Source organism: Pseudomonas sp. F-14 TE3482, from assembly GCF_053629455.1.
Genome location: NZ_JBRJII010000001.1, coordinates 4,054,074 through 4,079,297 on the forward strand (window position 1 = coordinate 4,054,074; position 25,224 = coordinate 4,079,297).

Annotated in this window: 23 protein-coding genes; 16 read left to right on the top strand and 7 right to left on the bottom strand. The window is 58.6% G+C overall.

Annotated features, from left to right (window positions below; all coding sequences use genetic code 11):
* The 11 genes from AB7M26_RS18420 to AB7M26_RS18470 all read left to right on the top strand — a co-directional run bounded on the left by AB7M26_RS18420 (position 1) and on the right by AB7M26_RS18470 (position 10,179).
* Complete coding sequence (locus AB7M26_RS18420) at positions 1-810, top strand: 2-oxo acid dehydrogenase subunit E2 (RefSeq protein ID WP_429385637.1); 810 nt, start codon at positions 1-3, stop codon at positions 808-810.
* A gap of 67 nt (positions 811-877) precedes the next feature.
* Positions 878-2,419: a class I adenylate-forming enzyme family protein gene (locus AB7M26_RS18425; RefSeq protein ID WP_429385639.1), complete on the top strand. Its 1,542-nt coding sequence runs from the start codon at positions 878-880 to the stop codon at positions 2,417-2,419.
* Between the two features lie 54 nt (positions 2,420-2,473).
* Complete coding sequence (locus tag AB7M26_RS18430) at positions 2,474-3,688, top strand: acyl-CoA dehydrogenase family protein (RefSeq protein WP_429385641.1); 1,215 nt, start codon at positions 2,474-2,476, stop codon at positions 3,686-3,688.
* Between the two features lie 10 nt (positions 3,689-3,698).
* Positions 3,699-4,820 carry an acyl-CoA dehydrogenase family protein gene (locus AB7M26_RS18435; RefSeq protein ID WP_429385643.1) on the top strand — a complete coding sequence of 374 codons (1,122 nt, stop codon included), beginning with the start codon at positions 3,699-3,701 and terminating at the stop codon, positions 4,818-4,820.
* Between the two features lie 52 nt (positions 4,821-4,872).
* A complete protein-coding gene (locus AB7M26_RS18440) occupies positions 4,873-5,586 on the top strand; it encodes an SDR family oxidoreductase (RefSeq protein WP_429385645.1) in 714 nt (237 codons plus the stop codon).
* A complete protein-coding gene (locus tag AB7M26_RS18445; RefSeq protein ID WP_429385647.1) occupies positions 5,583-6,368 on the top strand; it encodes an SDR family NAD(P)-dependent oxidoreductase in 786 nt (261 codons plus the stop codon). The genes AB7M26_RS18440 and AB7M26_RS18445 overlap by 4 nt, the downstream gene beginning before the upstream one ends.
* Positions 6,369-6,380: 12 nt before the next feature.
* Positions 6,381-6,542 carry a hypothetical protein gene (locus AB7M26_RS18450; protein ID WP_429385649.1) on the top strand — a complete coding sequence of 54 codons (162 nt, stop codon included), beginning with the start codon at positions 6,381-6,383 and terminating at the stop codon, positions 6,540-6,542.
* The gene (locus tag AB7M26_RS18455) at positions 6,539-7,099 is read left to right on the top strand and encodes a nuclear transport factor 2 family protein (protein ID WP_429385651.1); all 561 of its coding nucleotides are present in this window, start codon (positions 6,539-6,541) and stop codon (positions 7,097-7,099) included. Before AB7M26_RS18450 ends, AB7M26_RS18455 begins: the two co-directional genes overlap by 4 nt.
* A 29-nt stretch (positions 7,100-7,128) precedes the next feature.
* A complete protein-coding gene (locus tag AB7M26_RS18460; protein ID WP_429385653.1) occupies positions 7,129-8,301 on the top strand; it encodes an NADH:flavin oxidoreductase in 1,173 nt (390 codons plus the stop codon).
* 60 nt (positions 8,302-8,361) lie between these two features.
* Positions 8,362-9,651, top strand: a complete 1,290-nt coding sequence (locus AB7M26_RS18465) for an MFS transporter (protein WP_429385655.1) — start codon at positions 8,362-8,364, stop codon at positions 9,649-9,651.
* 102 nt (positions 9,652-9,753) lie between these two features.
* Entirely contained in the window at positions 9,754-10,179 is a 426-nt protein-coding gene (locus tag AB7M26_RS18470; RefSeq protein ID WP_429385657.1) for a carboxymuconolactone decarboxylase family protein, read from the top strand.
* A 67-nt stretch (positions 10,180-10,246) separates the two neighbouring features.
* Here the strand turns inward: AB7M26_RS18470 and AB7M26_RS18475 are convergent, their stop codons facing one another.
* The 5 genes from AB7M26_RS18475 to AB7M26_RS18495 form a co-directional block, all read right to left on the bottom strand.
* Positions 10,247-12,244, bottom strand: a complete 1,998-nt coding sequence (locus tag AB7M26_RS18475) for a methyl-accepting chemotaxis protein (RefSeq protein WP_429385659.1) — start codon at positions 12,242-12,244, stop codon at positions 10,247-10,249.
* 181 nt (positions 12,245-12,425) lie between these two features.
* Positions 12,426-14,918 carry an efflux RND transporter permease subunit gene (locus AB7M26_RS18480; protein WP_429385660.1) on the bottom strand — a complete coding sequence of 831 codons (2,493 nt, stop codon included), beginning with the start codon at positions 14,916-14,918 and terminating at the stop codon, positions 12,426-12,428.
* A 65-nt stretch (positions 14,919-14,983) separates the two neighbouring features.
* Entirely contained in the window at positions 14,984-16,036 is a 1,053-nt protein-coding gene (locus AB7M26_RS18485) for a YCF48-related protein (protein ID WP_429385662.1), read from the bottom strand.
* 107 nt (positions 16,037-16,143) lie between these two features.
* A complete protein-coding gene (locus AB7M26_RS18490) occupies positions 16,144-17,514 on the bottom strand; it encodes a DUF1329 domain-containing protein (protein WP_429385664.1) in 1,371 nt (456 codons plus the stop codon).
* A gap of 14 nt (positions 17,515-17,528) precedes the next feature.
* Complete coding sequence (locus tag AB7M26_RS18495) at positions 17,529-19,172, bottom strand: DUF1302 domain-containing protein (RefSeq protein WP_429385666.1); 1,644 nt, start codon at positions 19,170-19,172, stop codon at positions 17,529-17,531.
* A 517-nt stretch (positions 19,173-19,689) separates the two neighbouring features.
* Here AB7M26_RS18495 and AB7M26_RS18500 point away from each other — a divergent pair.
* From AB7M26_RS18500 to AB7M26_RS18510, 3 genes are read left to right on the top strand one after another with little or no spacing between them, the layout of a single operon-like run.
* Complete coding sequence (locus tag AB7M26_RS18500) at positions 19,690-20,580, top strand: enoyl-CoA hydratase/isomerase family protein (RefSeq protein WP_429385668.1); 891 nt, start codon at positions 19,690-19,692, stop codon at positions 20,578-20,580.
* Positions 20,581-20,597: 17 nt separating this feature from the next.
* Entirely contained in the window at positions 20,598-21,449 is an 852-nt protein-coding gene (locus AB7M26_RS18505) for an FAS1-like dehydratase domain-containing protein (protein WP_429436279.1), read from the top strand.
* Between the two features lie 46 nt (positions 21,450-21,495).
* Positions 21,496-22,335 (top strand): HpcH/HpaI aldolase/citrate lyase family protein, encoded by an 840-nt coding sequence (locus AB7M26_RS18510; RefSeq protein ID WP_429441115.1) that lies wholly within the window; start codon positions 21,496-21,498, stop codon positions 22,333-22,335.
* 59 nt (positions 22,336-22,394) lie between these two features.
* Here the strand turns inward: AB7M26_RS18510 and AB7M26_RS18515 are convergent, their stop codons facing one another.
* Positions 22,395-22,715, bottom strand: a complete 321-nt coding sequence (locus AB7M26_RS18515) for a 2Fe-2S iron-sulfur cluster-binding protein (protein ID WP_429385674.1) — start codon at positions 22,713-22,715, stop codon at positions 22,395-22,397.
* A 121-nt stretch (positions 22,716-22,836) separates the two neighbouring features.
* Here AB7M26_RS18515 and AB7M26_RS18520 point away from each other — a divergent pair, with 121 nt between their 5' ends.
* A complete protein-coding gene (locus AB7M26_RS18520; RefSeq protein WP_429385676.1) occupies positions 22,837-23,613 on the top strand; it encodes an SDR family NAD(P)-dependent oxidoreductase in 777 nt (258 codons plus the stop codon).
* A 25-nt stretch (positions 23,614-23,638) separates the two neighbouring features.
* On the opposite strand, the gene AB7M26_RS18525 is transcribed toward AB7M26_RS18520, so the two are convergent.
* Positions 23,639-24,127: a VOC family protein gene (locus AB7M26_RS18525; protein WP_429385678.1), complete on the bottom strand. Its 489-nt coding sequence runs from the start codon at positions 24,125-24,127 to the stop codon at positions 23,639-23,641.
* Positions 24,128-24,338: 211 nt separating this feature from the next.
* On the opposite strand from AB7M26_RS18525, the gene AB7M26_RS18530 reads away from it, so the two are divergent.
* Positions 24,339-25,136, top strand: coding sequence for a metalloregulator ArsR/SmtB family transcription factor (locus tag AB7M26_RS18530; RefSeq protein ID WP_429385679.1), 798 nt, complete (start codon positions 24,339-24,341; stop codon positions 25,134-25,136).
* Positions 25,137-25,224: the final 88 nt, after the last annotated feature.

Sequence of the window (25,224 nt, forward strand, 5' to 3'; positions counted from 1 at the left end):
ATGAGCGTCGATATTCCAGTGGCTAAACAGTCCAGCCAACCCGCCGTCGAGCGACCTGCACAGCCGGCGTTCGGTAGCGACTTGCCGCCGTGGCCGCAGGTCGATTTCAGCGAGTTTGGCGAGATCGAGACTCGTGCGCTCAGCCGGGTGCAAGTGTTGACCGCCAAGTACATGGCGCGTAACTGGGTGACGATTCCCCATGTCACTCACCACGACGATGCGGACATCACCGATCTTGAGCTGTTGCGTAAAGCGCAGAACGAAGCGGGCGTGAGCACCAAGTTGACGCTGCTACCTTATCTCATCAAGGCGGTGGTCGGTGCGCTGCAAAGCTTCCCGCAGTTCAACGCCTCGCTCGACGGCACTGGCAAGAACCTGGTGTTCAAAAAATATTTCCACATTGGCGTGGCCGTAGATACGCGCTTCGGTCTGTTGGTCCCCGTGCTGCGCGACTGTGATCGCAAGAGCATCCACGAGTTGGCTGCCGAGCTCCAGGCCATCACAACGAAAGCGCGTGACAAGGGCCTCTCGATGGCTGAAATGAGTGGCGGCAGCTTTACCATCAGCTCGCTCGGAAGTTTTGGCGGAACAGCGTTCACCCCGATCGTCAATGCGCCCGAGGTGGCCATTCTCGGGGTCACGCGCGCACAAGAGAAGCCGCGCCGCGGTAGCGGGGACGCCATCGAGTGGCGCCTGGCCCTGCCGCTTTCATTAAGTTATGACCACCGAGTGGTTAACGGCGCCGACGCCGCGCGGTTTACCGCCAGGGTGGCCGGACTGCTTGCAGATCCTGCCGCTCTGGAGGCCTGACGCCACGCTTCGCGCAGCACTCAGATAATCCGTTCAACAACAGCCTGATAAAAATGACGGAATTTCAATGAAGACTCTTGGTGAGATGACCGAGCGCAATGCTCGCTATTTTCCTGCTGGCAATGCTTTCACCAGCGTTTCACGGCGGGTGAGCAATTACGAATTGGCTGCACGCGCGCGCAGGCTGTCGTCCTTTATCTATCGTGCAGGTCTGCGCCGCCAGGATCGCGTGGCGATTCTGTCGACCAATTGTGTGGAGTATTTTGAAACGTACCGTGCGTGTGAATGGGCAGGATTCATTGCCGCTACGGTCAATTTCCGCCTGGCCCCCCGGGAAATCCTCTACATCCTGCAGGACGCCTCGCCCAGGACGCTGGTTTTTGAAGCGCAATACACGGCATTGGTCGATCAGCTTCGCGCCGAGCTACCCACGATCGAGCAGTTCATCTGCATCGGTGTGACGCCGCAGTGGGCGGTGCCCTTCGAGCAGGCGATCGCCGATGGCGATGAGGCGGGCCCGCCTATTCGCGCCCAGCCGCAGGATTATGCCTACCTGATGTACACCAGCGGCACCACGGGAACGCCCAAGGGCGTAGTGCGCACTCACCACGCCATGTGCAGAACTGCCGAATCCTGTGCCCTGGTAACCGGCTTCAGTGGTGCGACTCGGGTTTTGCAAACTACGCCTGCGTTTCACATCGGCGGCATCGGGTTCGTCAACTCCGCCGCCTGGATGGGCGGCTCGACCGTCGTACATCAAGGCTTTGATCCGCTGGCTGCTTTGCGGGCCGTCCAGGAGGAGCGGGTGACGTTTACCTTCATGGTGGCGGCCATGCTGCAAACGGTGCTCGACCTGCCGCAGATAGATGATTTCAACCTCAAGTCACTCGAACATGTCGTGACGGCAGCGGCGCCGATTCCGGTGCCGCTGCTCAAGCGGGCGATCGAGAGGCTTGGCCCGATCTTCTCAGTGCAATACGGGATGACCGAAAGCAATGCTTGCGCTTTGCCTCGTCACGAGGTCAATCCCAATGGCAGCCCGGATCAGATAAGGCGGCTGGAGTCGGTCGGTTTGCCTGCCCCGGGATTTGACTTGCGGATTGTTAATGACGAGGGTCATGACTGCTTACAGGGTGAGACCGGCGAAGTGTTGCTGCGTTCGGACACCCAGTTGTCCTGTTACTGGAACAACTCGGTAGCCACCATGGAAGCCCTGCGTGACGGTTGGTACCACACCGGAGACATGGGTTATCAGGACCATGAGGGCTATCTGTTCCTGGTGGATCGCAAGAAGGACATGATCATTTCCGGTGGTGAAAACATCTACAGCCGGGAAGTCGAGGTAGCGATCGAGTTGCATCCACAGGTGCTGGAGTCGGCGGTCATTGGCATTCCAGACCCTCGCTGGGGTGAGGCGGTAAAAGCCTTCATCGTCCCTGCGCCGGGTGCCAGGCTCACCGAGACCGAGCTGATCGGCCATTGCAAATCGGTGCTTGCTTCCTACAAGTGCCCGAAGGCCATCGAGTTCATCAGCGAATTGCCGCGCATCGCGACGGGCAAGATCAACAAGGTTGCGCTGCGTGAGCGCGCACTGGCCTCCAATGGCTGAGCAGCCTTCGCTGCCTTTATCGCCAACCTTTCAACGACAGTGAGAGACTGCAGTATGAATTTCCAGTTCAGCCCCGAAGATGAGAACTTCCGTCAGGAAGTCCGGCAGTTTTTCCAGGAAAGTGTCAGCCCTGAAGTCGCTCACTTTGGTTACGTGGGAGCTCATCCTCCACCCCGTGATGTCCTGCGCCAATGGCAAAAGACCTTGCACGCGCGTGGTTGGGGCGCACCGCACTGGCCGCAAGAATTTGGCGGGACTGATTGGTCGCCGATCCGAAAGCATATCTTCCTGGAGGAAATGCTCAATGCCAACGGCCTGGACTATGGTTGGCAAGGCACCCACATGATGGCTCCCGTGGTCATCGCATTTGGCAACGAGTGGCAGCAGCAGACCTTCCTGCCACCCTTGCTGTCGGGTGAAGTCTTCTGGTGCCAAGGCTTCTCCGAACCGAATGCCGGCTCTGACCTCGCCAGCCTGAAGACTCGCGCAGAGCTCGACGAAAATGGCACGCACTATGTGGTCACTGGCCAGAAAATCTGGACCAGTGATGCGACGATCGCTGATTGGGGCTTTTTCCTCGTACGCACCGATTCGACGGTCAAGCCGCAACGGGGCATCTCCTTCCTGCTGATCGATATGAAGTCACCTGGCATCACCGTACGACCGATCATTTCCATCGACGGTGGGCATGGCCTGACCGAAGTGTTTCTGGAAAACGTCCGGGTTCCCAAAGAGCAACTGGTCGGTGAGCCGGGCATGGGGTGGACCTACGCCAAATACCTGCTCGAAAAGGAGCGCACCTCCAGCGCATTCATCTACTTCAACAAGCGCGAACTGGAAAAAGCCAAGGTCATTGCCCGTGCCGAACTGATCGATGGTGTGCCACTGCTGGAGACGCCCGTGTTCGCTCGCAAAGTGGCGGAGATCGAGGCCGACATCCTCGCGCTGGAATGGTCCGTATTGCGGATTCTGGCGAAGGAGGAACTGCGCGATAACCTCGATGCCGTCGTTTCGACTCTGAAGGTACGTGGCTCGGAACTGCAGCAACGCGTGACCGAATTGCAGGTCGACGCGATGGGACCTCGCGCGTTGCGTTTTTTCAGTCACGACGCACGGCAGAAAGACGCCTCCGAAGAATGGGACGATCTCTGGCCAGCCCACACCCTGGGCCGCACCAACATGTACTTCTTCCAGCGTGCTTCAACCATTTACGGCGGGGCTCGCGAAGTACAGAAAAACATCATCGCCAAACTGGCTTTCGGACTCTGAGGGTTTTCACATGGATTTCAATCTTTCCGAAGAGCAGTTGATGCTGCGTGATGGCGTGGAGCGATACATTCGCGATGACTACGGCTTCGAGCAGCGCCGGCACCAGGCCACGTCTGGCGAAGGTTTCAGTCGGGAACACTGGCAGACATTCGCCGAGTTGGGATGGCTGGCATTGACCTTGCCAGAGGATGTCGGCGGTCTGGACTGCTCATTCGTCGAAGCGTCTGTGGTGCTGGAATCGTTTGGCCGCGGTATGGTGCTGGAGCCATTTATCAGCAGCGTCATGTTGTGCTCGCGCATCGTTGACCGCTCAGGCACCGAATACCACCGCCAGGATCTGTTGCCTGCCGTGATCGAGGGTCATTTGTTGCTCGCGCTGGCAGATAGCGAGTGCGGCTCACGTTTCGCCGTGGGCAGCATTGAACAGACCATGGCACGCAGCACAGCAGACGGCTATCAGCTCGATGGTTTGAAGACGCTGGTGTTCGATGCGCCTTCCGCTGACAAGTTGCTGGTGACCGCGCGCCTGGATGACCATTCGCATCCTGCGATATTCGTCGTCGACCGCACTGCACCGGGCGTGGAAGTGATCGAATACGCACTGGTTGATGGCACCCGGGCTGCGGATGTTCGATTCAGCAAGGTTGATCTACCCGCCGCCGCGCTGCTTGTCGAACCCTCGCTCAGCCAACCCATTCTCGAGGAAGCATCGGACCGCGCAGCCTTGGCCGTTGTGGCGCAAAGCCTGGGTGTCATGCACGGCGTCATGGACATGACTGCCGAGTACATCAAGACCCGCAACCAGTTTGGTCAGCCCATCGGCAAGTTTCAGGCTTTGCAGCACCGCATGGCTGAAATGTTCGTCGAGGCGCAGCACGCCCGTTCCATCCTCTACCGGGGCATGGCCTACCTGGACAAACCTGCCGACGAGCGCGCTCGGGCGATTTCTGCGGCGAAAGCAGCCACCGGCAAGGCGGGGCGTTTTGTCTGCGCACAAGGCGTGCAGTTGCACGGCGGTATCGGCATGACCGAGGAATATCCGGTTGGCCACTACTTCCGCTTCATGACGTTGCTCGAAAAGCGTTTCGGCGATACGGACTTCCATTTGGCGCGCTTCGCCAAAGGGTATTAATCACTCGGTTCGCAGTACCCCTCAGCTCGATAAGAACAATAGAGGACTTACGATGACGGAGCCGGCCTGGAACAAACAGATGCTCGAAGGGATGAAAGTGCTGGTGGCGACGCCTGGATGCCCGGAGTTGAGTCATTTATGCGACGCCATCGGTGCCCACGGCGCGGTGTGTGTGGGACTTGATGCTGATCAGGATTTCACTGACCTCGCTGCCATCGAAGCTGCCTTCGGGCGAGCCAGGGCCGCAATGGGCGGCGTCGATGCCATCGTCCTGGCGGTCGGCAACCTCCAGAGCCGGCAAGCGCGCACGTTCGTCTCGTTGTCGCCTGAGCAATGGCGCACGGCCTGTCTCGATCCGCTTCGTACCAGCCGGCATTGTCTGCAGGCGGCGTGGCGGACCCTGGCAGGTGAGCCGGGAAGTATCGTGGTGGTTGGCCCCAATTTTTCCCTGACGGGAGCCAGCGGGCTGGCGGCGCTGTCCGTACTCAGCGAGGGGCAGCGTGCGATGATGAAATCCGCCGCGCGGCAATGGGGCGCACAGGGCATTCGTCTGAACTGGCTGGGTCTGGATGCTCACGTGTTCGACGCACAGTTGGCCAACGCCGCGCTGCCGTTGAGCCCTGAAATGGGACCACCGCCACCAGCGCTCGGCTTCGTGCCGGGCATCACGACCGGGGTGGCGCAAACCATCGCGATGCTTATCGGTGCCACTGCCATCACGGGTGCGTCGATCCCTGTGGACGGTGGCGTATGGATGGTGCCATGAATGAGCTAACGCGAAACAAAAGCCTGGCGGGCAAAACCGCTTTGATTACCGGCGCAGGCGGGGGGATTGGGCGCGGCATTGCCCTGGAACTGGCCGCTGCCGGAGCCAGAATTGTCATCGTCGCGCGACGTGGTGCGACGGGTGAAGAGACGGCGCGCCTCGTGCGAGCAGAAGGGGCAGAAGCACTGTCCGTGGAAGGCGACGTGACCCGCCTCGAAGACATGCACAACGCTGTCAAGGCCACGCTCGAGCGATTCGGCAGCCTCGAAATCCTCGTTCACAATGCCACACACGGCGCTTCGGGCCATCCCAAGCAGTTGCAGGATTTTGACGATGCCGACTGGGATGCACAGGTCGCGGTCGACCTCGCGGGCGCCCATCATTGTGCGCTTGCCGGCTATGAAGCGCTGCGCACCAGTGGTCAAGGGCGCGTGATCCTGCTCTGCTCGACCTTCGGTCTGCATGGTGCTGCGCTCAATCCAGCTTACGCCGCCATCAAGGGCGGCATTCGTGGACTGACGAAGGCATTGGCACGGGAGTGGGGCCCGCAGGGCATCACCGTCAATGCTATCTCCCCTTCGGCGCTGACCGCTGCGTCAGCGGCCTTTTTTGAGCTCAACCCGGTCTTGCGCGACAGCTATATCGCCAACTTCCCGCTCGGGCGAATGGGCGATGAGCGTCAGGATATCGGTCAGGCGGTAGCCAGCCTGTGCGGTCCGGGCATGGGTTACGTGACGGGGCAGGTCATTCAGGTCGATGGTGGCCTTTATACCGCGGTGTAAAAGGAGCAGGAGATGCAACTACTCACCACCCTGCGCATCAACCTGCGCGGCACTTTGTTGGCAATGGACACTGACTTCATTACGGGCCAGATGACCCATGTCGATGGCGGGCTGTTCTCGTATCAACCGTATCTGGCCGATAAGCGTCGCTGGTTGGTGGGGGAACAGCCATGAACCAGGCTGCGTTGTTGGCGCGCGTCGAGCGACTAGAAGCTCAGCTCGCCATTGGGCAATTGCCTGCGAGGTACGCGTTGGCAGTCGACTCGCGCGATATTGATGGCCTGGTCGCGCTGTTTGTCGACGATGTCGACTGCGGGCGCTGGGGCACCGGACGTGAAGCACTTGCAGCGTTTTACAGCTCCGAACAGATCCTTCAGGCGTTCCACCGTAGCGTGCACCAGGTGTGTGGGCAGACCCTGGACTTTCAGGACGCTGCGCACGCGACCGGCACTGTCTATTGCCGGGCAGAACACGAAGACGGCGAGCACTGGGTAGTGATGGCGATCTGTTACTTCGATCATTACGTATGCCGTGACGGCCAGTGGTTTTTTGCCCGACGGGATGAGCGCCATTGGTACTCCACCGACTGGTTGCAACGCCCCGGCGATCCGGTATGGCAGAACTGGCCGGGCAAATACACCGGCGAACGTCATCAACCACGCCTTCCTTCCAGCTTTTCGACCTGGGAGCGTTTCTGGGCCGGCTCTGGCGTACATAACGCTCTTCGCTGAAGATTTGCCAGCATTTCGAGGACAATCCGATGGACACACTGCTTGCCCCACTGTTCGAGCCTTTGCGTGTCGGCTCGTTACGTTTGAAAAATCGTATCGTCATGGCGCCGATGACCCGTAATTACAGCCCCGACGGCGTGCCTGGCGAAAATGTAGCCGGCTATTATCAGCGCCGCGCTGAAGGTGAAACCGGTTTGATCATCACCGAAGCCGTCGGGATCGATCATCCGGCGGCGCTCGGTGAAGCCGGCATCGGTGAAAGTGACTTGCCCCACCTGTACGGAGAGCAGGCGCTGAGTGGTTGGCGCCGCGTCGTCAAGCAGGTGCACGATGCCGGTGGTGTTGTGTTCCCGCAACTTTGGCACCAAGGCGTGATGCGCCGCCAGGGCACCGGTCCTCACCCGCAGGTCGCCTCGATGCGTCCTTCGGGGATCTGGGGGTTACCGGGCGGACTGACGTCATCTCCGGACTTCTACGTACAGAGCCAACTGGTGCCCACACAACCCATGACCGAACGGGAAATCGAAGAGGTCATAGAAGCCTATGCCCGCAGTGCAATGCATGCGCTCGAGTGCGGTTTTGACGGCATCGCGATTCACGGCGGGCATGGTTACCTCATCGACAATTTCCTCTGGTCGGTGACCAACCAACGCTCGGATATGTGGGGTGGGAGTCGACGCGAGCGTAGCCGTTTCGCGGCAGAAGTGGTCCGTGCGATACGGCGCGCAGTGGGCCCGGAGATGCCCATCGTGTTTCGCTTTTCGCAATGGAAGCAGCAGGATTTCAAGGCGCGTCTGGCCAACAGCCCAGCCGAGCTGGAGGACGTACTGGCGCCCATCGCCGAGGCTGGCGTCGACGTCTTTGACGCCAGCGTGCGCTATTTCAACCGAGCGGAATTTCCGGACCAGGCGGGCCCGGACGGTGAAATGAACCTTGCCGGCTGGGCTAAGCGGGTGACCGGATGTCTTTCGATGACGGTAGGTGGCATCGGCCTGAACAACGGCATGTACGACAGCAACAAGCAGGGCGGTGCCCAGGCCAGCAATAACCTCGAATTGTTGATGGAGCGTTTCAATCGCGGCGAATTCGATTTGGTGGGCGTCGGGCGTTCACTCTTGCAAGACCCCCAGTGGGCGCTCAAGGCCCGTCTGGGCCAAGCGTTCGACTCTTTTTCCAATGAAGCGCTGTCGGCACTCAACTGACGCTTCGACTGCCGCGTGTCTCTTGCACGCGAACTCTCCATAACAACAAAAGGGTGCAGCATGACAGTCAACAACAAAGGTGCCTGGGGCGTTGCCAAGCGCGAATGGCGCGAGAACTGGCGTCTCGGACTGGCATCATTGATCGGCACCGGAGCGTGTCTGTCGGTATGGCCATCGGTTTCCAGCCTGTTCGTAGGTCCGCTTCAGGAGGCGTTTGGCTGGAGCCGGGGCGAAATTGCCCTGGCGCAAAACGCCAGCCTTGCTGCCGCATTCATTTCGCCGGCGCTCGGTCGGTTGGTCGACCGTATCGGTGTTCGCCCCGTACTGCTCGGCGGCCTGCTGTTAACGGCCATGGCTTATTTTCTGCTGGCCATACAACGCGGGCCGCTGCCGCTGTATTACCTGCTCTACGCGGTGTTATGCCTGGTGGGTACGGCGACCACCGGCCTGACCTACACTCGCGTGGTCAGCGGCGCCTTCGTCGGTTCACGAGGGCTGGCGTTAGCCATTACCCGGTCAGGACTGGCGGTGTCCGGTGCTTTATTGCCCTCTACGATTTTCGCAATCATCGCCAACTACGGCTGGCGGATGGGCTATGTTGCGCTGGGTGTGCTCATCTTGTTGACTGCCCTGCCCACGGCTATTTTCTGGGTGCGGGGCGCGAGCGTGGCGGTGCCGCGCAAGCAGTACTCGGGTCGAAGCCAGGCCTCCATGCTTCAATTGCTGAAAAATCACAAGGTCGTGCTGGTGTGCCTGGCTTCTGCATTGAACTATGCCCCCATTGTGGCCTTGCTTTCACAGTTCCAGCCATTGCTGGTAGGTAAGGGACTGGAGGCCGCCAGTGCTGCGGCGCTGATTGGAGTGGTCGGAGTTTCGGCCTTGGTAGGGGCCGTGGTGACCGGACTGCTCGTTGATCGTATTTGGGCACCCTTGGTGGCCTGTGTTTTCACTTTGGGACCTGCATTGGGCTGCCTGTTGTTGTTACCCGATTCGCTGGAACTCTGGGTGGCAATTGTCGCGCTGGTGTTGCTGGGGCTCGGGCAGGGGGCCGAAATCGATGTCGTCGCCTTCATGATTGCGCGCTATTTCGGAATGCGCTCCTATGCGTCGATCTACGGGCTGAGCGTGTTGTGCATTGCGGTGATGATCGCTATCCAGGGCTCGTTGATTGGTCTCTCGTACGATTATTTCGGCCATTACAACGTGGCGTTGGTCGTCGCCGCTGCCTGTTTCGTCTTGTCCGCGTTCAGCTACCTCGGCATGGGGCGGTATCCATCCAGTGAACCGTCGCCAGTCGAGGGTGAACGCGTGGTTATCACGCCCGCTGCAGGCATTGCTCAGACCAAATGAGGAGGCACAACGCCTCGGGTTTGGCTAACCGCTTAGAAGCTGGCCTTTTGAAAGGCCGGCATGCGGAGCCCGGAATTTCTTTTTTCTCCAGGAGTGTTGAAGATGATTGATAACGACAATTGGAAAGCCGGTTACGACCTGATGGTCCGCATGATGGGACCGGAATTTGCCAAGACGATGGAGGCCAATGTCACCTCCGGGCGCTTCGCCGCTGATGTCGGGCGCATGGCCGTCGAACACGCGTTCGGCGCTGTATGGTCTCGCCCAGGGCTGGACCTGAAGGTGCGTAGCATCGTCGTGATCAGTTCGCTGATTGCGCTGCGTCAGACCGAAGAACTGCGCAACCACCTGCGGTTCGGCCTCAACAACGGACTGACTGCTGATGAGCTTCAGGAAGTGATCATCCAGACCGTGCCGTACGTTGGGTTTCCAGCCGTCTCCAGCGCATTGGCGGTGGCGGTGGAAGTGTTGCGTGAACGCGGTTTGGATGATGGGGTGAAGACGGCGGCAGAAACAGGGCTGCTGTAACGACGAACGGGGGGTGGTCCCAACTCATGCCCCCAGTTCCAGATGTTCTCTAACAGAAAACCGGGCTTTAAACGCTGAATCGGCCTACGGCCTCTTCCAGCTGAACGACCAGAATCGATAACTGGCGACATGCATCTTCGGTATGACCCGCCCCGGCAGCGGTGCGTGTGCCAGCGCTATTAATCTCGACGATACTACGGTCCATTTCCACCGCCACTGCATTCTGCTGCTGCGCCGCAGCGGCAATCTGCTGGCTTTGATCAAGAATATCCGCGACACATTTCAGGATGTCGGTCAGCGCGTCTTCCACTTGCTGAGACTGGCTCTTGCACCGGCTGGCCAGGTCGTGGCTGGTGTTCATGGTTTCTACCGCTTTTGCGACCCCTTGCCCAAGCACATCGATCATTTCCCCGATTTCGCTCGTGGATTGCTGGGTTCGCTTGGCCAGGGTTCGAACTTCATCGGCGACTACGGCAAAGCCTCGACCCTGTTCGCCAGCCCTTGCGGCCTCGATCGCGGCATTGAGTGCCAGCAAGTTGGTCTGCTGCGCGATACTGTTAATCACGTCGACTACTCGGCTGATCTGGTGGCTGTTCTGCGCGAGCCGGTCGATTGCCGCGACTGACTGCTCCATCTCGCTGCTTAAGTCGGCGATGGCTGCGACCTGGGAATCAATCAATGCCCGGCCGTTCACCGTCTGCTGATTGACTCGGTGCGCACTGTCGACGGCCATCGCAGCATTTCCTGCCACCGACTGCGAGCTCGCCGTCATCTGGCTCATTGCAGTCGCGAGCAGGCTTATCTGGTCTCTCTGGCTGGAGATGGCCTGATAGCCATCCACCGAATGTACTTCGACTTGAGCGGTGCGCTGCGCCACTTGAGTGGCGGTTGCGCTTACGCGAACGATCAGCTCCCGTGTCCTGGCCAGCGCCCGTGACAGCTTGTGACCCAGATCCCCCAGCTCGTCGCGGCTGGACGGGATGTAATGCGCGGTCATGTCGCCTTTTTCGACCTGCTCCAGCAGCGTCCCCAAGCCCTGGAGGGATGCGCGGATTGACACGTAGTAGCCGCAGAAGAGATAGACGATGACCAGCAGCAACAAAGCCTGAAAAGCGATCAGCATGCCCAGGTTGATGACCTGACGATCAATACGCGCCTGCAGCTTCTCATCGATCAGCTCAAGCACCGCCTCGTTGAAATTGTAGGTCTTGGCCATCTCGTCAGTGACCTTGGCATAAAACGTCTGCCAAGGCGTATCGAGTTGATCGCTGGCCAGCAGGTCATTGGCCAGTACATCTTGCTGATGCTTGAGCGTCTGCAAGCTTTGCGCGGCCCGTTCGGCCAATGCGGGCTCCTGCAACTCATCGAGGGTCTGGCGGTACTCATCTTCGAGGCTAGCCAAGGCCACCAAGGCCTGCTCCAGGCGAATGGCGCTGGCAGAACCGAGTTGCTGGTCGAGCATCACCAGAGAGCCGACGGCGCGGGTCGTGCCCAGGATTGCCGTAACTCGAGGCGTACTGCTGGCCAGCAGGTCCACCAGTTGACGGATGGCGCGGCTGCTATCTTGCGAGAGTCCAGCTTCGGAGAAGATGAATCGGCCCAGGTTAAGCGAGTGGGCCAGCTGCTTGCGGCGAATTTCGAGCTTGGCGGACCAGAGTTGTTCCTTGCTCGCGGCTTTCATGCCGGTGACGATGGCATCGCGCTTTTTCCCGAATTCGCCAGCATCGTTCCAGGTCATGCTGTTGAGTTTCTGTAAAACCGATGCTTCGAGCGCGTCTGACTTTTTTATCGCTTCGGCGGCGCGCCCAGTCGTGCCATGAACCAGCAGTAATTCCGAGAGATCAGCGAGCGCTTGTAGATCCCGGACGACGTCCAGGTAGGTATGCAGCGTCTGCAGGCTCTCGCGTTCGACACGGGCAGTGCCGATCTGCTCGTAGACATCGCGGGTCAAATAATATTCGGCCGCTAGCAAGGGGGCCAGGATAAGGATGCAGATCAAGCTGGACTTCAGGGTGAAATTCAAACGGTTCATCAACGCAACCGCCGGGTTGAGTATGAATTTCATGTCTCTATCCTTTTCCCGATTTTTAATCGGTTTTTCTTGTGTGGGGTTCCCCGGGGCCAACGGACGTTGACGCGCAGCGATGCTGGCGCACGTAGCACTGATCCGGCGGAACGTTATTGAAAGGGGAGGGAACTGGACGGTCGCTGGCGGCCTGCCGAAGCGGGCCGCCAGCAGTCGGTACTTACGCGGTTCTGACTGTTACCGCTTTTTTGTGGCTGGTTTTGGCCGTTGGAGTGTCTTCCGCCAGCTCAGCCTCGACACTTGCCGCTTGGGCCTGCTTCCTTTGTTCTCGACTCTGCAAGAGGAAGTAGGACAGGGCAGGGATGAGAATCAGCGCGCCGAGCATGTTCCACAGGAACATGAACGCCAGCAATATGCCCATGTCGGCCTGGAACTTGATCGGCGACCAGGCCCAGGTGATCACGCCTGCAGCCATGGTCATGCCGACCAGTGCCACGACGCGGCCGGTGAACTGCAGCGACTCGGTATAGGCCTGGAACAGGCTGTACCCACGCCGTTGCAGGAGCAACTGGATCGATAGCAAGTACAGCGCATAGTCAACGCCGACCCCCACGCCGAGTGCGATGACCGGCAGCGTCGCTACTTTGACCCCGATGCCGAGCCAGACCATCAGGGCCTCGCACAACACCGTGGTGATCAACAACGGGACAAGCGCGACAAGAACAGCCCGCCAGCTGCGGAAGGTGATCAGGCACAGCAGGATCACCCCCACGTAGAGCAGCGCGTGCATTTTGTAGAACGACTCCTTGACGACGATGTTGGTGACGGCTTCGATCCCTGCACTGCCTGCCGCTGGAAGGAACTGCACCTCGGCGCTGTTGTGCTTTTGCGCGAACACTTCCGCCCGCTCAAGCACGCCGCTCAGCGTACTGGCCTTGTGATCGGTGAGATAGGCCATGACCGGGAAGACCGAGCACTTGGGGTTAAGCACGTCAGGATTGTTCACCAAAACCTGCGATGCCGCATAGCCCAGGGACCGTGGTTCGCGAACAATGCTGTTCCACTTGTAGTAGCCCTCATAGGTACCGCTGACTCCGCGCTTGGTCAGAGTCGCAAAGGATTCCGTGGCCTGCACTCCAGGCACATGGCTCAATTCCCAGCCAAGCCGGTCTGCTTCCACCAGGTTGCTGAAGTGATCGCACACGTTAGGCGGAGTCTTGACCATGATCGCAAACTGATCATTGGACAGCCCGTAATTCGCAGCGACGAAAGCGACATCGCGGTTGTAGCGCGAGTCTGGCCACAGTTCCGGGGCGCCGGCGCTGAGGTCGCCGATCTGCAGGTCGTGCCGAACGAAGAGGGCTGTGGTACTCAGCAGGGCAGCAACAACGATCGCGCACACGGCCCATTTGCGACGGGTGAATGCCGCGAAGAATGCCCAGATGGGATTGAGCAGGCCCTTTTCACCGTTTTGCTCACGAAGCGAACGGTTGGCCGCGCTCTGGCTGACCCCGGTGTAGGAGAGCAGGATGGGAATGAGGATCAGCTTGGTAAAGATCAGCACCGACACGCCGATGCTGGTAGTCAGCGCCAGATCACGAATCACCGGGATATCGACGATCATCAGTACGGCGAAGCCCACTACGTTAGCCAGCAGTGCCGTGAGCCCGGCCATGAACAAGCGTCGGAAGGTATAGCGCGCGGCCACGTATTTGTCGGTGCCTCGGCCGATGTCCTGCATGATCCCGTTCATTTTCTGGGCGCCATGGGACAGCCCGATGGCGAAAATGAGGAAAGGCACCAGGATGGTGTATGGGTCCAGTTCATAACCTGCCAGATGCATCAGGCCCAAGAGCCAGACAACGCCTAAAATGGACACCGCGACCAGCATCAGCGTGCTGCGCAGGCAGCGGGAATAACCATAGACAAAAACAGTGGCGATCAATGCCGAGATGCCAAAAAACATCAAGACCTTGTTCATACCTTGGATCAGGTCGCCTACCAGCTTGGAGAACCCGACAATGTGCACCCGAATGCCGTCGCCTTCCTTGCTCCGAATCTTCTCTTCAAGGGCTTGCGACAGCGCCTTGTAATCAATCGGCAGGCCTGAGTCGGAGTAGCGATCAAGCACAGGCACAGTAATCATCGACGACTTGTAGTCATTGGCCACAATTCGCCCAGGTGCGCCGGAACGGCTCAGGTTTTCGCGCAACTCGTCGAGCTTTTCCGGTGAACCGTCAAAGTGATCGGGCATGACGGGGCCGCCACGCATGCCATCTTCGGTGACTTGCGTCCAGCGCAGGATGGGCGTCCACAGCGATTTCATCCATGGCCGGTCCAGGCCCGGGGTCAAGAACACCTCGTCATTGATCTGCTTCAGCGTTTCCAGGTAGGCAGGGTCAAAAATGTCGCCTTTGGTGTTCTCCACGACGATGCGCAAACTGTTGCCCAAACCACTCAGCTCATTTCGGTTATCAATGAAATTCTGAATGTAAGGATGAGAGGTGGGAATCATTCGATCGAAGTTCGCATTGATCACCAGGCGTGTTGCCTGCCAGCCAAGAAACAGCGATACCAGCATGATTGCCAGTATGATCAAGGCTCGATAATTGAAGATCAGTCGTTCAACGCGATTGCCGGTCTTCTGGTCGAAGTCTCGACGATCCTTGATCACGGGGTAATTGTCCGTGGCTTTGTCCATCTTTATAGCCATCGCGGTTTCTCCGATGGGGAAGCGAGTACTCGCGCTACCCGGACGGGCGCACGATTTGTTGTTCTTTATGGCAGGGCGATGATGCGCACGCCATTGGGGCCGATCGCTACCATGCCAGCGCTGGAGGTTGTCACGCCATAGAGAGGGCTGCGAGCCTCGGACACCTTGTTGGCAATGCGGTCGCCATCAGCACTGCTGACCAGCAGGGTTCCGCTGGCGCTGGCGAGCACAAAGCGACCATCAGCGAGCATCGTGCCGCCGTTGATTGAATCACTGACTCCGGTATCCAGCTTCTTCCAGGAGTTGCCTTCGTCGCGACTGGTATAAGCGTTGCCGCGCAGGCCGAATACCACAAGCAGCCCATCGCGGCCTGTCAGCCCGAAATACGAACCAGGGTAAGGGCTCTGCAGTTTGACGAAACGCTGCTGCTCCCGATCAAGGCGCAGCAGTAGCCCCAGCTCGCCCACGATAAAGATCTGGTCGCCCACTTTGCGAATGGCATGCAACGAGTATTCATCCGGGTTTTCCACGCGCTCCATCCATGGCGTCCATTGTTTGCCGCCATCGGTAGTGCGCAGGATGAGGTTGTAGGCGCCAATGGCCCAGCCATTTTTTTCGTCTTCGAAATAGACATCGAGCAGCGGTCGGACCGGACCGCTGTCTTGTAGTGTCTGGGCGTATTCCTTCGCGCGGTCGAACGCTTCGCCATCTTCCTGAATCGATGCGTAGTAGCGAGCGGCTATATCACCGATCTGCCTGCCGTCCAGCTGGCGCTCCCAGCTTGCGCCGCCGTCACTGCTGTGCAGGATGACGCCGTCGTGGCCCACCGCCCAGCCCTGCTGAGCGCTGGCAAAATAGACCGCCACCAGGTCGCTGCTTAGAGGCACCTGGCTTTGATTGAAGTGCTTGCCTGCGTCTTGCGAATACAGGATGTGGCCCCGTGGCCCCACGGCCACGACCCGTGCGCTACCATCTCCAGCCAACCCGTAAAGCGGCGAGCTGGAGGCGCGCTCCGATAACATGGCAGGTTGATCCAGCGGGTCAGTAAAGGCGAAAGCGGGGGATGCGCAACTCCACACACCTGCGCTTATCGCCAGCACCTTCAGTACTGCATTCATCGTCTTCTCCATTTCTGGTCAAGCGATCACTACGCCGAATCCGTCGTCGAGTGATCGCTTGAGTTGCCGAACAACAGCCGCCGGTCCACCTGTTGCTGTCATATCCATCAGCGCTGGGATTGACGCGCCAGCGATTCGGGGGTGAAGAATTGAGGTGGTTGCATCTTGGCCTGAGGGAAAATCCCGCCTCGAGCGCCGCCGGTGATACTGGAGTGGTAATAAACGCCCGTGGCGAAGTCAAACAACCAGGTCGACGACGTATGCGGGATCTGTTTGTCATACATCTGCCACGAGGGCATATAAACGCCCTTGGCGAGTTTGCCTGAAGCGTCCCACGCGTCGGTCATGCCAGCGGCAAGGATATCTTCGTCATAATAAAGCCGGCGCTTGGGTTGCACGTGGCGCATCCCGGGTTTGAGCGTCGCTTCTACTACATGGACGCGGTGCAGTTCCCAGCGAGTAGCATCGGGATTCGGGTGATTGGGTTTGAGCAGATCGTCAGGCGACGTTTGCATCCAGTCATAGTTGTTGTACGGGATGATCATCTCTTTCTTGCCCAGGTACTTGAAGTCGTACCGGTCCTGCTTGCCCGAAAAACCGTAGATTTCGTCGTACAGCATCGCGCCGCCCGAGGTCGAAACAGGGAAGTCATATTCGGCATCTGGCGAGCGGCGCACCCGACGTTGACCTGGGGAGTACGCCCAGGTCGGGTTTGGTGTTGCAACCGGATTGACATAGAACCGTTGCAGGTTTCCTTCACCGACGTTACGCGAAGGCGCGGTGTAGATATTGAGTTGGGTCAGGTACGTGCCGATGGACGAAAATTTCTCAACGTCCAGCTCTTTGTTGTAATACTGAGCATCGCCACGGTTGTTGATGCCACCGGTCAATACGCGGCTGCCTTTGGAGTCGACATACCAGCCTTCGCCCTTGGTGATGTTCGATTCACCCTTGTAGTGCAACTGAGCGTTCCAGACGACTTCATGACCATTTTTTGGAATCGGAAACGGCACGCCACCAAAGCAGCCTTCTACCGCAAGGCCATCTTCGCTGGTCTTGCAACGGGTGGCATTGGCAACACTGTTCTGGTTGATCCAGTCAGGATAGTTCGCAGTACGGTGGCTGGGATAGACCGCAACCTTGTAGGTGTCGGGGAAACGCTTGATCAGCGTTTTGGTGCTCTCGGAGAGCTTGTCGGCATACTGATCGACATTCTTCGCTGTGATGACGTACAGAGGTTTTTCATCTGCGAACGGGTTGCTCCAGTGCCCCGTGTCCGGCTGAAAGCCCGCCGGACGCGTTGACGTCGCCAGCCCGCCGGTGTAGGCGGGAATAGTGCCATCTTTATTGCCTGCGATTTCTGCGCCCCAAGGCGTGAGGGATTTCCCCAGTTCTGCAGCTTCCTGAGGTGAGACAGCAGCTTGGGCAGCACTGGCTGCCAACAGAGTAATCGCCAGCGTTGTATGTATTATTTTCATCCTGGAACTCCCGATCAGAATGCGGTTTGGTAAGTGAGGATCAGCGTGTCACGATCATGCAAGTAGCCCAGACCGGAATAAGCGTTGTTACCATTGATTCGGCCGGTGCGGCCATGACGTGCGGTGTACGCGAGGTCAAATTGATGTTTCATTGAACCGGCAAAGTACTCCACACGCGGGCCGAACTTGAGCAGGTAGGAGTCTTCAGGCGGGATGCCCGCGTTCTGTGCAGCCGGATTGCCGTAAAGGCCGTAGGTTGCAAATACAGGGAACGAGACGTCCACGCTTGGCATTACCTGTTGCCATACCGGGGTGAACGAAGCCCCCAAGGAAGCGGCGTTACGAGTAGAGCAGCCACGCAGCAGCTCTTTGTCTTCACAGCGGCCGGCAACCGAACCACCTTCGCTGTCACTGCCATTGTAGAAGGCCTTGTTATCGGTGACCTTGACCAGATGCATGTAGTCCAGTTGGGCGGCGATGGAGCCGTTGTCGAAGAATGCATTCTTGTTGATAGTGAATGCGCCGCTAAGCAACGCATGCACAGTATCGCCACGCGCACCATCGAGGTTGCCTGGCTCAGGCTGGCCGATCGCGATGAACGTTTGGCCGGTGGTGTTGAGCGGCATGTTGGTGCGGTAGTTCACCTCGGCACCGATGCTGACAGACTTGTACACGCCGTTCCAGGTAAGCCCGTACAGTTCGATATCCTTCGCGTAGACCGCGCGGGCGTAGGGGGCTCTCGGATTTTGCACGATAACCTGGTTCGCCCAGCTGGCGTTCTTGTCGTCGAACTTGCGATACCAGGCACCGAAGCTGCTGTCCATTGCCCAGTCCGGCGACCAACGCAGACCAATGGCGATATCACCGTTATCGCCTTCCTTGGCATCGCGACGCGCTACGCCGGGGGCCAGGAAGTCCGGACCTTTGAGGGCACCGTCGGCAACGGCGTAGTAAGTACCGCCTTCCGATACACGTGAGGGTTCGAACTCGTAGGTGTACTGGAACATCAGGGACAGTTCAGGGATGAACTGCCAGGTGGTGGCGAACTGACCGATCGGAAGTGAGGTTTCCTTGGCCGAGGCGCCCGGGCTGAGGTCGCTCAGCAAACCATCATTGGGTGCCATCGAATACGACACACTGCTGCCGTTGCTGAACAGGAATTCGCCAGGCAACCAAGCGAGGCTACCCACCTTGGCATTCAATTCAGTGGTGCCGATGTTGAAGTTGCCCCACACGAAATAATCCCGGAACTCGGCAGACGGCCCTGCATAGTAGCGCTTGACCACACCCGAGTATTCATTGTTGCGATAGTTGGCTACCGGTGCCAGGCCTGGAGCGCTTTCGGTCTGGTCGGGAAAGTCATGGTCATACCACGCAGCACCACTGACGCGCAGGCCGTACTTATCCTGCCAGTTCAAGTCAAACTCGCTGAAGAGGTCGAGCCGCGAGAGAAACACATCGCCCTTGTCGAAGGTGTAGTTGCCTTCGTCGAAGTTGGGATTGTTGGCCAGCTTCTTGTCTCGGCCGTCGACCCGCCACCCCTGGTTGTAACGCACGGTCGTATCCAGGCTCATGGAAAGGTCGGGGTTGCCGCTATCGATGCGCAAGGCGAACGCTTCATCGCTGGCCCCCATGGCCAGGCATAGGCTGGCGAGCATTAGGGGAGCTGCCGTTAGGGGGCGAGAAACCAGCGTTTTCTTTTTATCCATCTGAAGTGCCCTCTGAATTATTGTTTTTGTTTTCATTCTAATAGCAGTGACGTGGTGGACCTGAGGTCGCGAGGCACTGCTTGTTCATTGCACTGTGTTGTAACGACCTCTCGGAGAATTTTTCGCCGCATTCCATTAGGCACTGAATTCGCTTTTCCTGAATCGTGTTCACATACACGCACAACATTTATATGAGTTCGATGAGGCCAGCGCAAGTGTTGCCTAACGATTGGGGCGGGCTAATTTCATACATTTGTTTTAATTTAGCCTGACAATTTCAGCCGACTAATCGGAGCGCTTGCCTTGCATCTGAATAAGATAATATGCTGAACGACGTTCGTAAATGCGAATAGAGAGGTCTTGTGTATCGTGAAATATTTGCTCTACCTGAGTCCTTTGTTTGTGCGCGTACCAGCGCCAGGAGCGGCCGGGCTTGGCAACCGACGCCGAGCAGTGAGGTACGACCATGGGTGAGGCGAAGGTCCATAAGGAATGCCACGGTCCTGTTGCTGTGCTTACCCTCGACGCTCCCCCCGTCAACTCGTTCAGCCTGAGTCTGCGGCTCCAGCTGTACAGCGCGCTGCAGTGGGCAGCTGCGACAGAGTGCGTCAAAGCGGTGGTACTGACTGGCAGTGGGCGAGGCTTCAGCGCAGGCGGGGACATCCGCGAGTTTGGAACCGCTCGTGCCAGCGCGGCGCCAGGGTTGTCCAGTCATATTCACCTGGCGATCGAGCAGCTCGGCAAACCGGTCATTGCGGCCGTTCACGGGTTTGCCATGGGCGGTGGCCTCGAGACCTCGCTCGCTTGCCACTATCGAGTCGCCGAACAAGGCACCGTGCTAGGGCTTCCAGAGGTGTCCCTGGGAACCTTGCCCTTATCCGCAACACAGCGTCTACCGCGAGTGTTGGGCATCGTCCCAGCGGTGCAATTCATGATTGAAGGTCATCAAAAAACAGTCTCGGAATTTTCCCATACCGCACTGTTTGACCGGATTGTCGACCCTGGGCAGGGCCTTTCCACAGCATGTGCGCTGGCGACCGAGTTGGTGGCAATGCCGCCCAGCAATGAAGAATTACAGCAGCGGTTGATACGCCATTGGGCGATCCCTGGCACAGATATTCAGCGCGACCTGGCAGAAGCCCGGCAGTGCCTGTCGGGCAGGCAAGATGCTGCATCCCGATCGTTGTTCGAGGCTGTCGAGGCCGGGGCATCTTTATCGGATTTTGATGCCGGTATGGACTGTGCCCGAAGGCTTTACGATCAATTGATGGCTGGCGACGAGATCCTGCGTGGCCGCGATCGGTTTCTGGAATCAGCGCCGGAGAATCGCCCACGGGTCGATCCTGCCGCTCCATGACAAAAGGACTCACCGCCGTGCCTATCGATGAACAGTTTTTCGAGCAATGGATCGGTCGCCAGGAATGCCAGCGCGACGTACTCACTTGCGTGCCACTCAATGCCCTGGCAGCGACGCTCGATCGCGAAGACCGCACTTACACCCCGGCAGGGGAAGTGCCGCCTCTGTGGCATTGGTTGTATTTTCTGCCGTTGGCTCATCAATCCGCCGTTGGGCCTGATGGTCATCCGCTTCGCGGCGGGTTTCTTCCCCCCATCACACTGCCCAGGCGCATGTGGGCAGGCAGTCGGCTCAGTTTCGAGGGCGCGTTGCCGGTCGGGGCAGAGGTAGAGCGCACCTCCACTATTCTGGACGTGACACAAAAGACCGGAAGAAGCGGAAGCCTGATATTCGTCAAGCTGCTGCATGAATTGGCGGTCGAGGGCCAGGTACGAGTGCGAGAAGAACAGGACATCGTTTATCGCGACGCGCCCAGTCCGAACGAGCCTGCTCCACGCGCCCAGCCTGCGCCGACCAATGCTCAGTGGACTCGCGAGCTCTTTCCGGACCCGGTGCTGCTGTTTCGCTACTCTGCGCTGACCTTCAACGGCCATCGCATCCACTATGACCGCCCTTACGCCACTCAAGAAGAAGGCTATCCGGGGTTGGTTGTGCATGGCCCCCTGATAGCCACTCTATTGATGAACCTGCTCCGTGACGAGCGTCCGTCGGCAAAGGTGACCGCCTTTTCCTTTCGCGCGCTACGGCCGATTTTCGATCAGCGTTCGATGCGGGTCTGCGGGTGTGAAGAGCAAGCGGAGCGAATCCATTTGTGGGCGGAAGATGCCGAGGGCTTTTTGTGCATGGACGCCTGGGCAGAGCTTGCCTGATGTTTCGGCGCACGATTTTGGCCACTGACCTCATCTGGGTGCTGTTGTGGCTGATGCTTATCTTTCTGACGATTTTGGGTACGGGGTGATCATGCGTTCTTATCTATTTGTGCCGGGCGACCGCCCGGAGCGATTCGCCAAGGCATTGGCGGCAGGGGCCGACAGGGTCATTTTCGACCTGGAGGACGCGGTGAGCCCGGCCAACAAGCCGATCGCCCGAGAGCACATTGCCCGGGCGGTCGAAGAGGGCGCCGAGGTGATGATTCGCATCAACAGCGAAGGCTCCAACGCGTTCGCCGATGACCTGGATCTGCTGCGTCGGTTGCGGGTAAAAGCAGTAATGTTACCCAAGGCGGAATCCGCTGAATCCATACGTGTGTTAGCCGACGCGACCGATGCAGCAATTGTGCCCCTGATTGAGAGCGCGTCGGGTGTGTGGCGCGTGCTGGATATCGCGGGTGGGACGAATGTCGAACGGCTGGCGTTCGGCTCCATCGACTTTCAGGTCGACGTTGGCTGCGCGCACACAGACGAGGCGCTTCTGTATGCCCGGTCGCAAATCGTCCTGGCGTCTCGTGTGGCAGGCTTGCAAGCGCCGATCGATGGGGTGTCCGTCATTTTGGACGACGGCGAGGTGATCACCGCCCAAGCAACGCGTAGTCGGGAACTCGGCTTTGCAGGAAAGCTCTGCATTCATCCGCGCCAGGTGCAGTTCGTCAACCAGGCGTTTACGCCGTCACCGCAGGAATTGGCCTGGGCCCAGCGCGTGGTCGAGGCCAGCAGGCGAGCGGGTGGCGCTGCAGTGTCGGTGGATGGTGCAATGGTCGACCTGCCCGTGCTAATCCGGGCGCAAAATCTTCTAGCCCTGGCGGGGAGTGTTTCGTGAACCGTAACCATCATCGGCATCGAGCAGGCATGCGGGGGGCACACGGGTTGCGGTACAAATCAGTATTGCGATTCCGGCAAGTGAATGATCATTCCTTCCAAGGCATCAGTGACGATGATTTGGCAAGTGAGCCGGCTGTCCTCTGTCAGTGCTGACGCACAGCTGAGCAGGTCCCGTTCATAGGAATCGGCTGCCGGAATCTTGGCCGCCGAAACCTTGTCCACATAGCCGTGGCAAGTCCCACAACTGCAATTGCCGCCACAATCACCCAGAATGCCGGGGATCGAATTGTCGACCGCGACTTGCATGACTGACTGTCCGATTTCCGCCTTTGCTGTCTGTACGCGACCATCGTATTGAATGAACGTTATCGTTGGCATTGTTATTTTTTGACTCACATCTATATGATATTCGGAACGTTGTTAGGAATACTGAACGACAAAAAGGGCTGCTGTCAAACTGGCCGCGGCCAACCTACCACTGATTTTGAAGGAACGCCGAATGACGCTGCCAACTGCTTTCCGTTTGGACAACAAGATCGCTGTCATCACCGGGGCCGCTTCCGGCATCGGCCGCGGTATTGCTGAAACGTTTGCCCAAGCGGGCGCATGCATCGTCGTGGCTGACCTGGATCATGCAGCCGCTGAAGCCGCCGCCAAGGCCATTGTCGAATCCGGTGGGCAGGCCTATGCAATGGCGGTTGATGTTTCGCAAGAGTCTGAAGTGATTGCTATGTTCGAGGATGTAGTGGGGCGCTATGGCAGCCTCGACATATTGGTCAATAACGCCGCCATCTTTCCGAAAAAGCCGTTCCTGGAGGTCGATTCAGCATTCTGGGACAGTCTGCAGGCGGTCAACCTGCGGGGCACTTTCCTGTGCTTGCGCGAAGCAATACGCCATATGAAAGCAAGCGGCGGTGGCTCGATCGTCAATATCTCATCGGTGTCGTCCATGCAGGCTGTCGTGCATCACAACGGTACCTACAATGCGAGCAAGGCGGGCGTGAACAGCCTGACCCGTACCACGGCACTCGAATTTGGCGCTGATGGTATCCGGGTCAACGCGGTGCTTCCAGGCGGCATCCCTACGGCAGGCGCACGCGCTGCATCAGCCGCCATCGAGCTCAAAGGGCCGATCATGGGCGAGGGGCGCATACCGCTGGGCGGCATGGGTGACGTGCAGGACATTGCCAATGCGACATTGTTTTTGGCAAGCCCGGCAGCACGTTACATCACCGGCCAGCTTCTGGCGGTTGACGGTGGCTTCCTGATCAGTTGATCAGCTCTCTGGTTGGGTGCAAGCCTCATTCATCCAGGCTTGCATCGCCGTCAATCCAGCGCGCAAGGCGTTCAGCCAAATCCGCATCGGCGAGTTCGACGAAGTATCCCAGTTCGGCGAGCGTATCGAGATGGACGATGGCAGGCTGGCCGCTTTCGGTCAGGTTGTCGATGGTCTCGAAGCAGACCTGCGCTCCACCGGGACGTTGTTCGAGGTTGGTCGTGGCGTAGCCGATGTGGAAGATCCCTTCACCGCGCGCCGCGAGCCATTCGGAGGCGCTGCTTTGGCCGCGACCGGGCTCGACCATTTCCAGGTACAGGTCGCCCCAGCGCGCAAACGCGTTTCTGTTGGCGATCTCTTGCACGGTGCCTCGGTAGCGGCCGGTGTAATGGGTGTCGAGTCGACGAAAAGGTCCGAGCCCGAGCAGGGTTTGGTAATGTTTCATGCCTGCATCCAGATCGCGTACGACGACTCCGATCTGATACAGCTTGCCTTCAAATTCCATGCCGATCATGCCTCATTCGAGGGGCTGAAGAAGTGACTTTCCTGAAACTTGATACCCTTGTGTGCCGGTAGACGATAGCGAGCGCCCATCGATCTTTCAATAACTCTATAGAAAAATTCGTCGTTTCGTCCCGGGCAGCACGCTATGATGTTGACACATAAGTAAGCGCTTATGTTTAATCCAGCCATCCCGCATCACATCCCGCAGGCCAAGATAAGCAATGACTTATGATAAAAAGCTTCGTGCACTGGCGGATGGCAGTCGCCGAGCACTTTACGATCGCATCCGGCAAACGCCTGCCTACACGGCCACCCTGGTGGCCGAGTTACCGTTGAGTCAGCCCGCCGTGTCCCAGCATCTCAAGGTGCTTCTCGAGGCGGGCCTGGTTTCCCAGGTAGTCGATGGTCGGCGCACGCTCTACAGTGCCTGCGAAGGCGCACTGAGTGAGCTCAGGAATTATCTGGCTGAGCCTGAGGCGCCGCAGGAGACGGTTTCGACTGGAGGTGCAAGCGATGCCATCGCCTTGGCTGCTCGCCGCTGGGCCGATACTTGGCCTGGCCAGGACCCGCATGTGTACGCGGTGACCCAGCGCCTTCTGATGATGGGGCGGTACGTGGAGCGTGCGCTGAAGGAGACCGCCGAACGCCATGGCCTGCAAGGGAGCGAATTGCTCCTGCTCGATGCGCTCAACCTGACACCCGAAGATAGCCTTACACCATCCCAGCTTCAGTCAAGGCTGGGACTGAGCAAGGGCGCGGTAACCAAACTGATGAGTCATCTCGAAAGTCTGGGATTGCTGCAACGGACGGGGTCGCAGGAGGATCGCCGCAGCAGCCACGTCGCACTGACGTCCAAAGCGCATGAAACCTTGGCGAATATCCTCAATCACCACGAGTATGGCGCCGACCATGCCGCTGCCAAGCGCTTGCCACCCGAGCGGTTGGCGAAGCTGTCGCAGCTGTTGCAGGAGTACCACGGCCTCATGAACGAGGAGCTGCTTCGCCGGAACTCGAGGTAATAACTGCACGGTGTTCAAAAAAATCTGTTGACGATTATTGTTTCCTGGTGAACTATTGTTTCCAAGGTGCTCGACGCTTGGCTGCCAT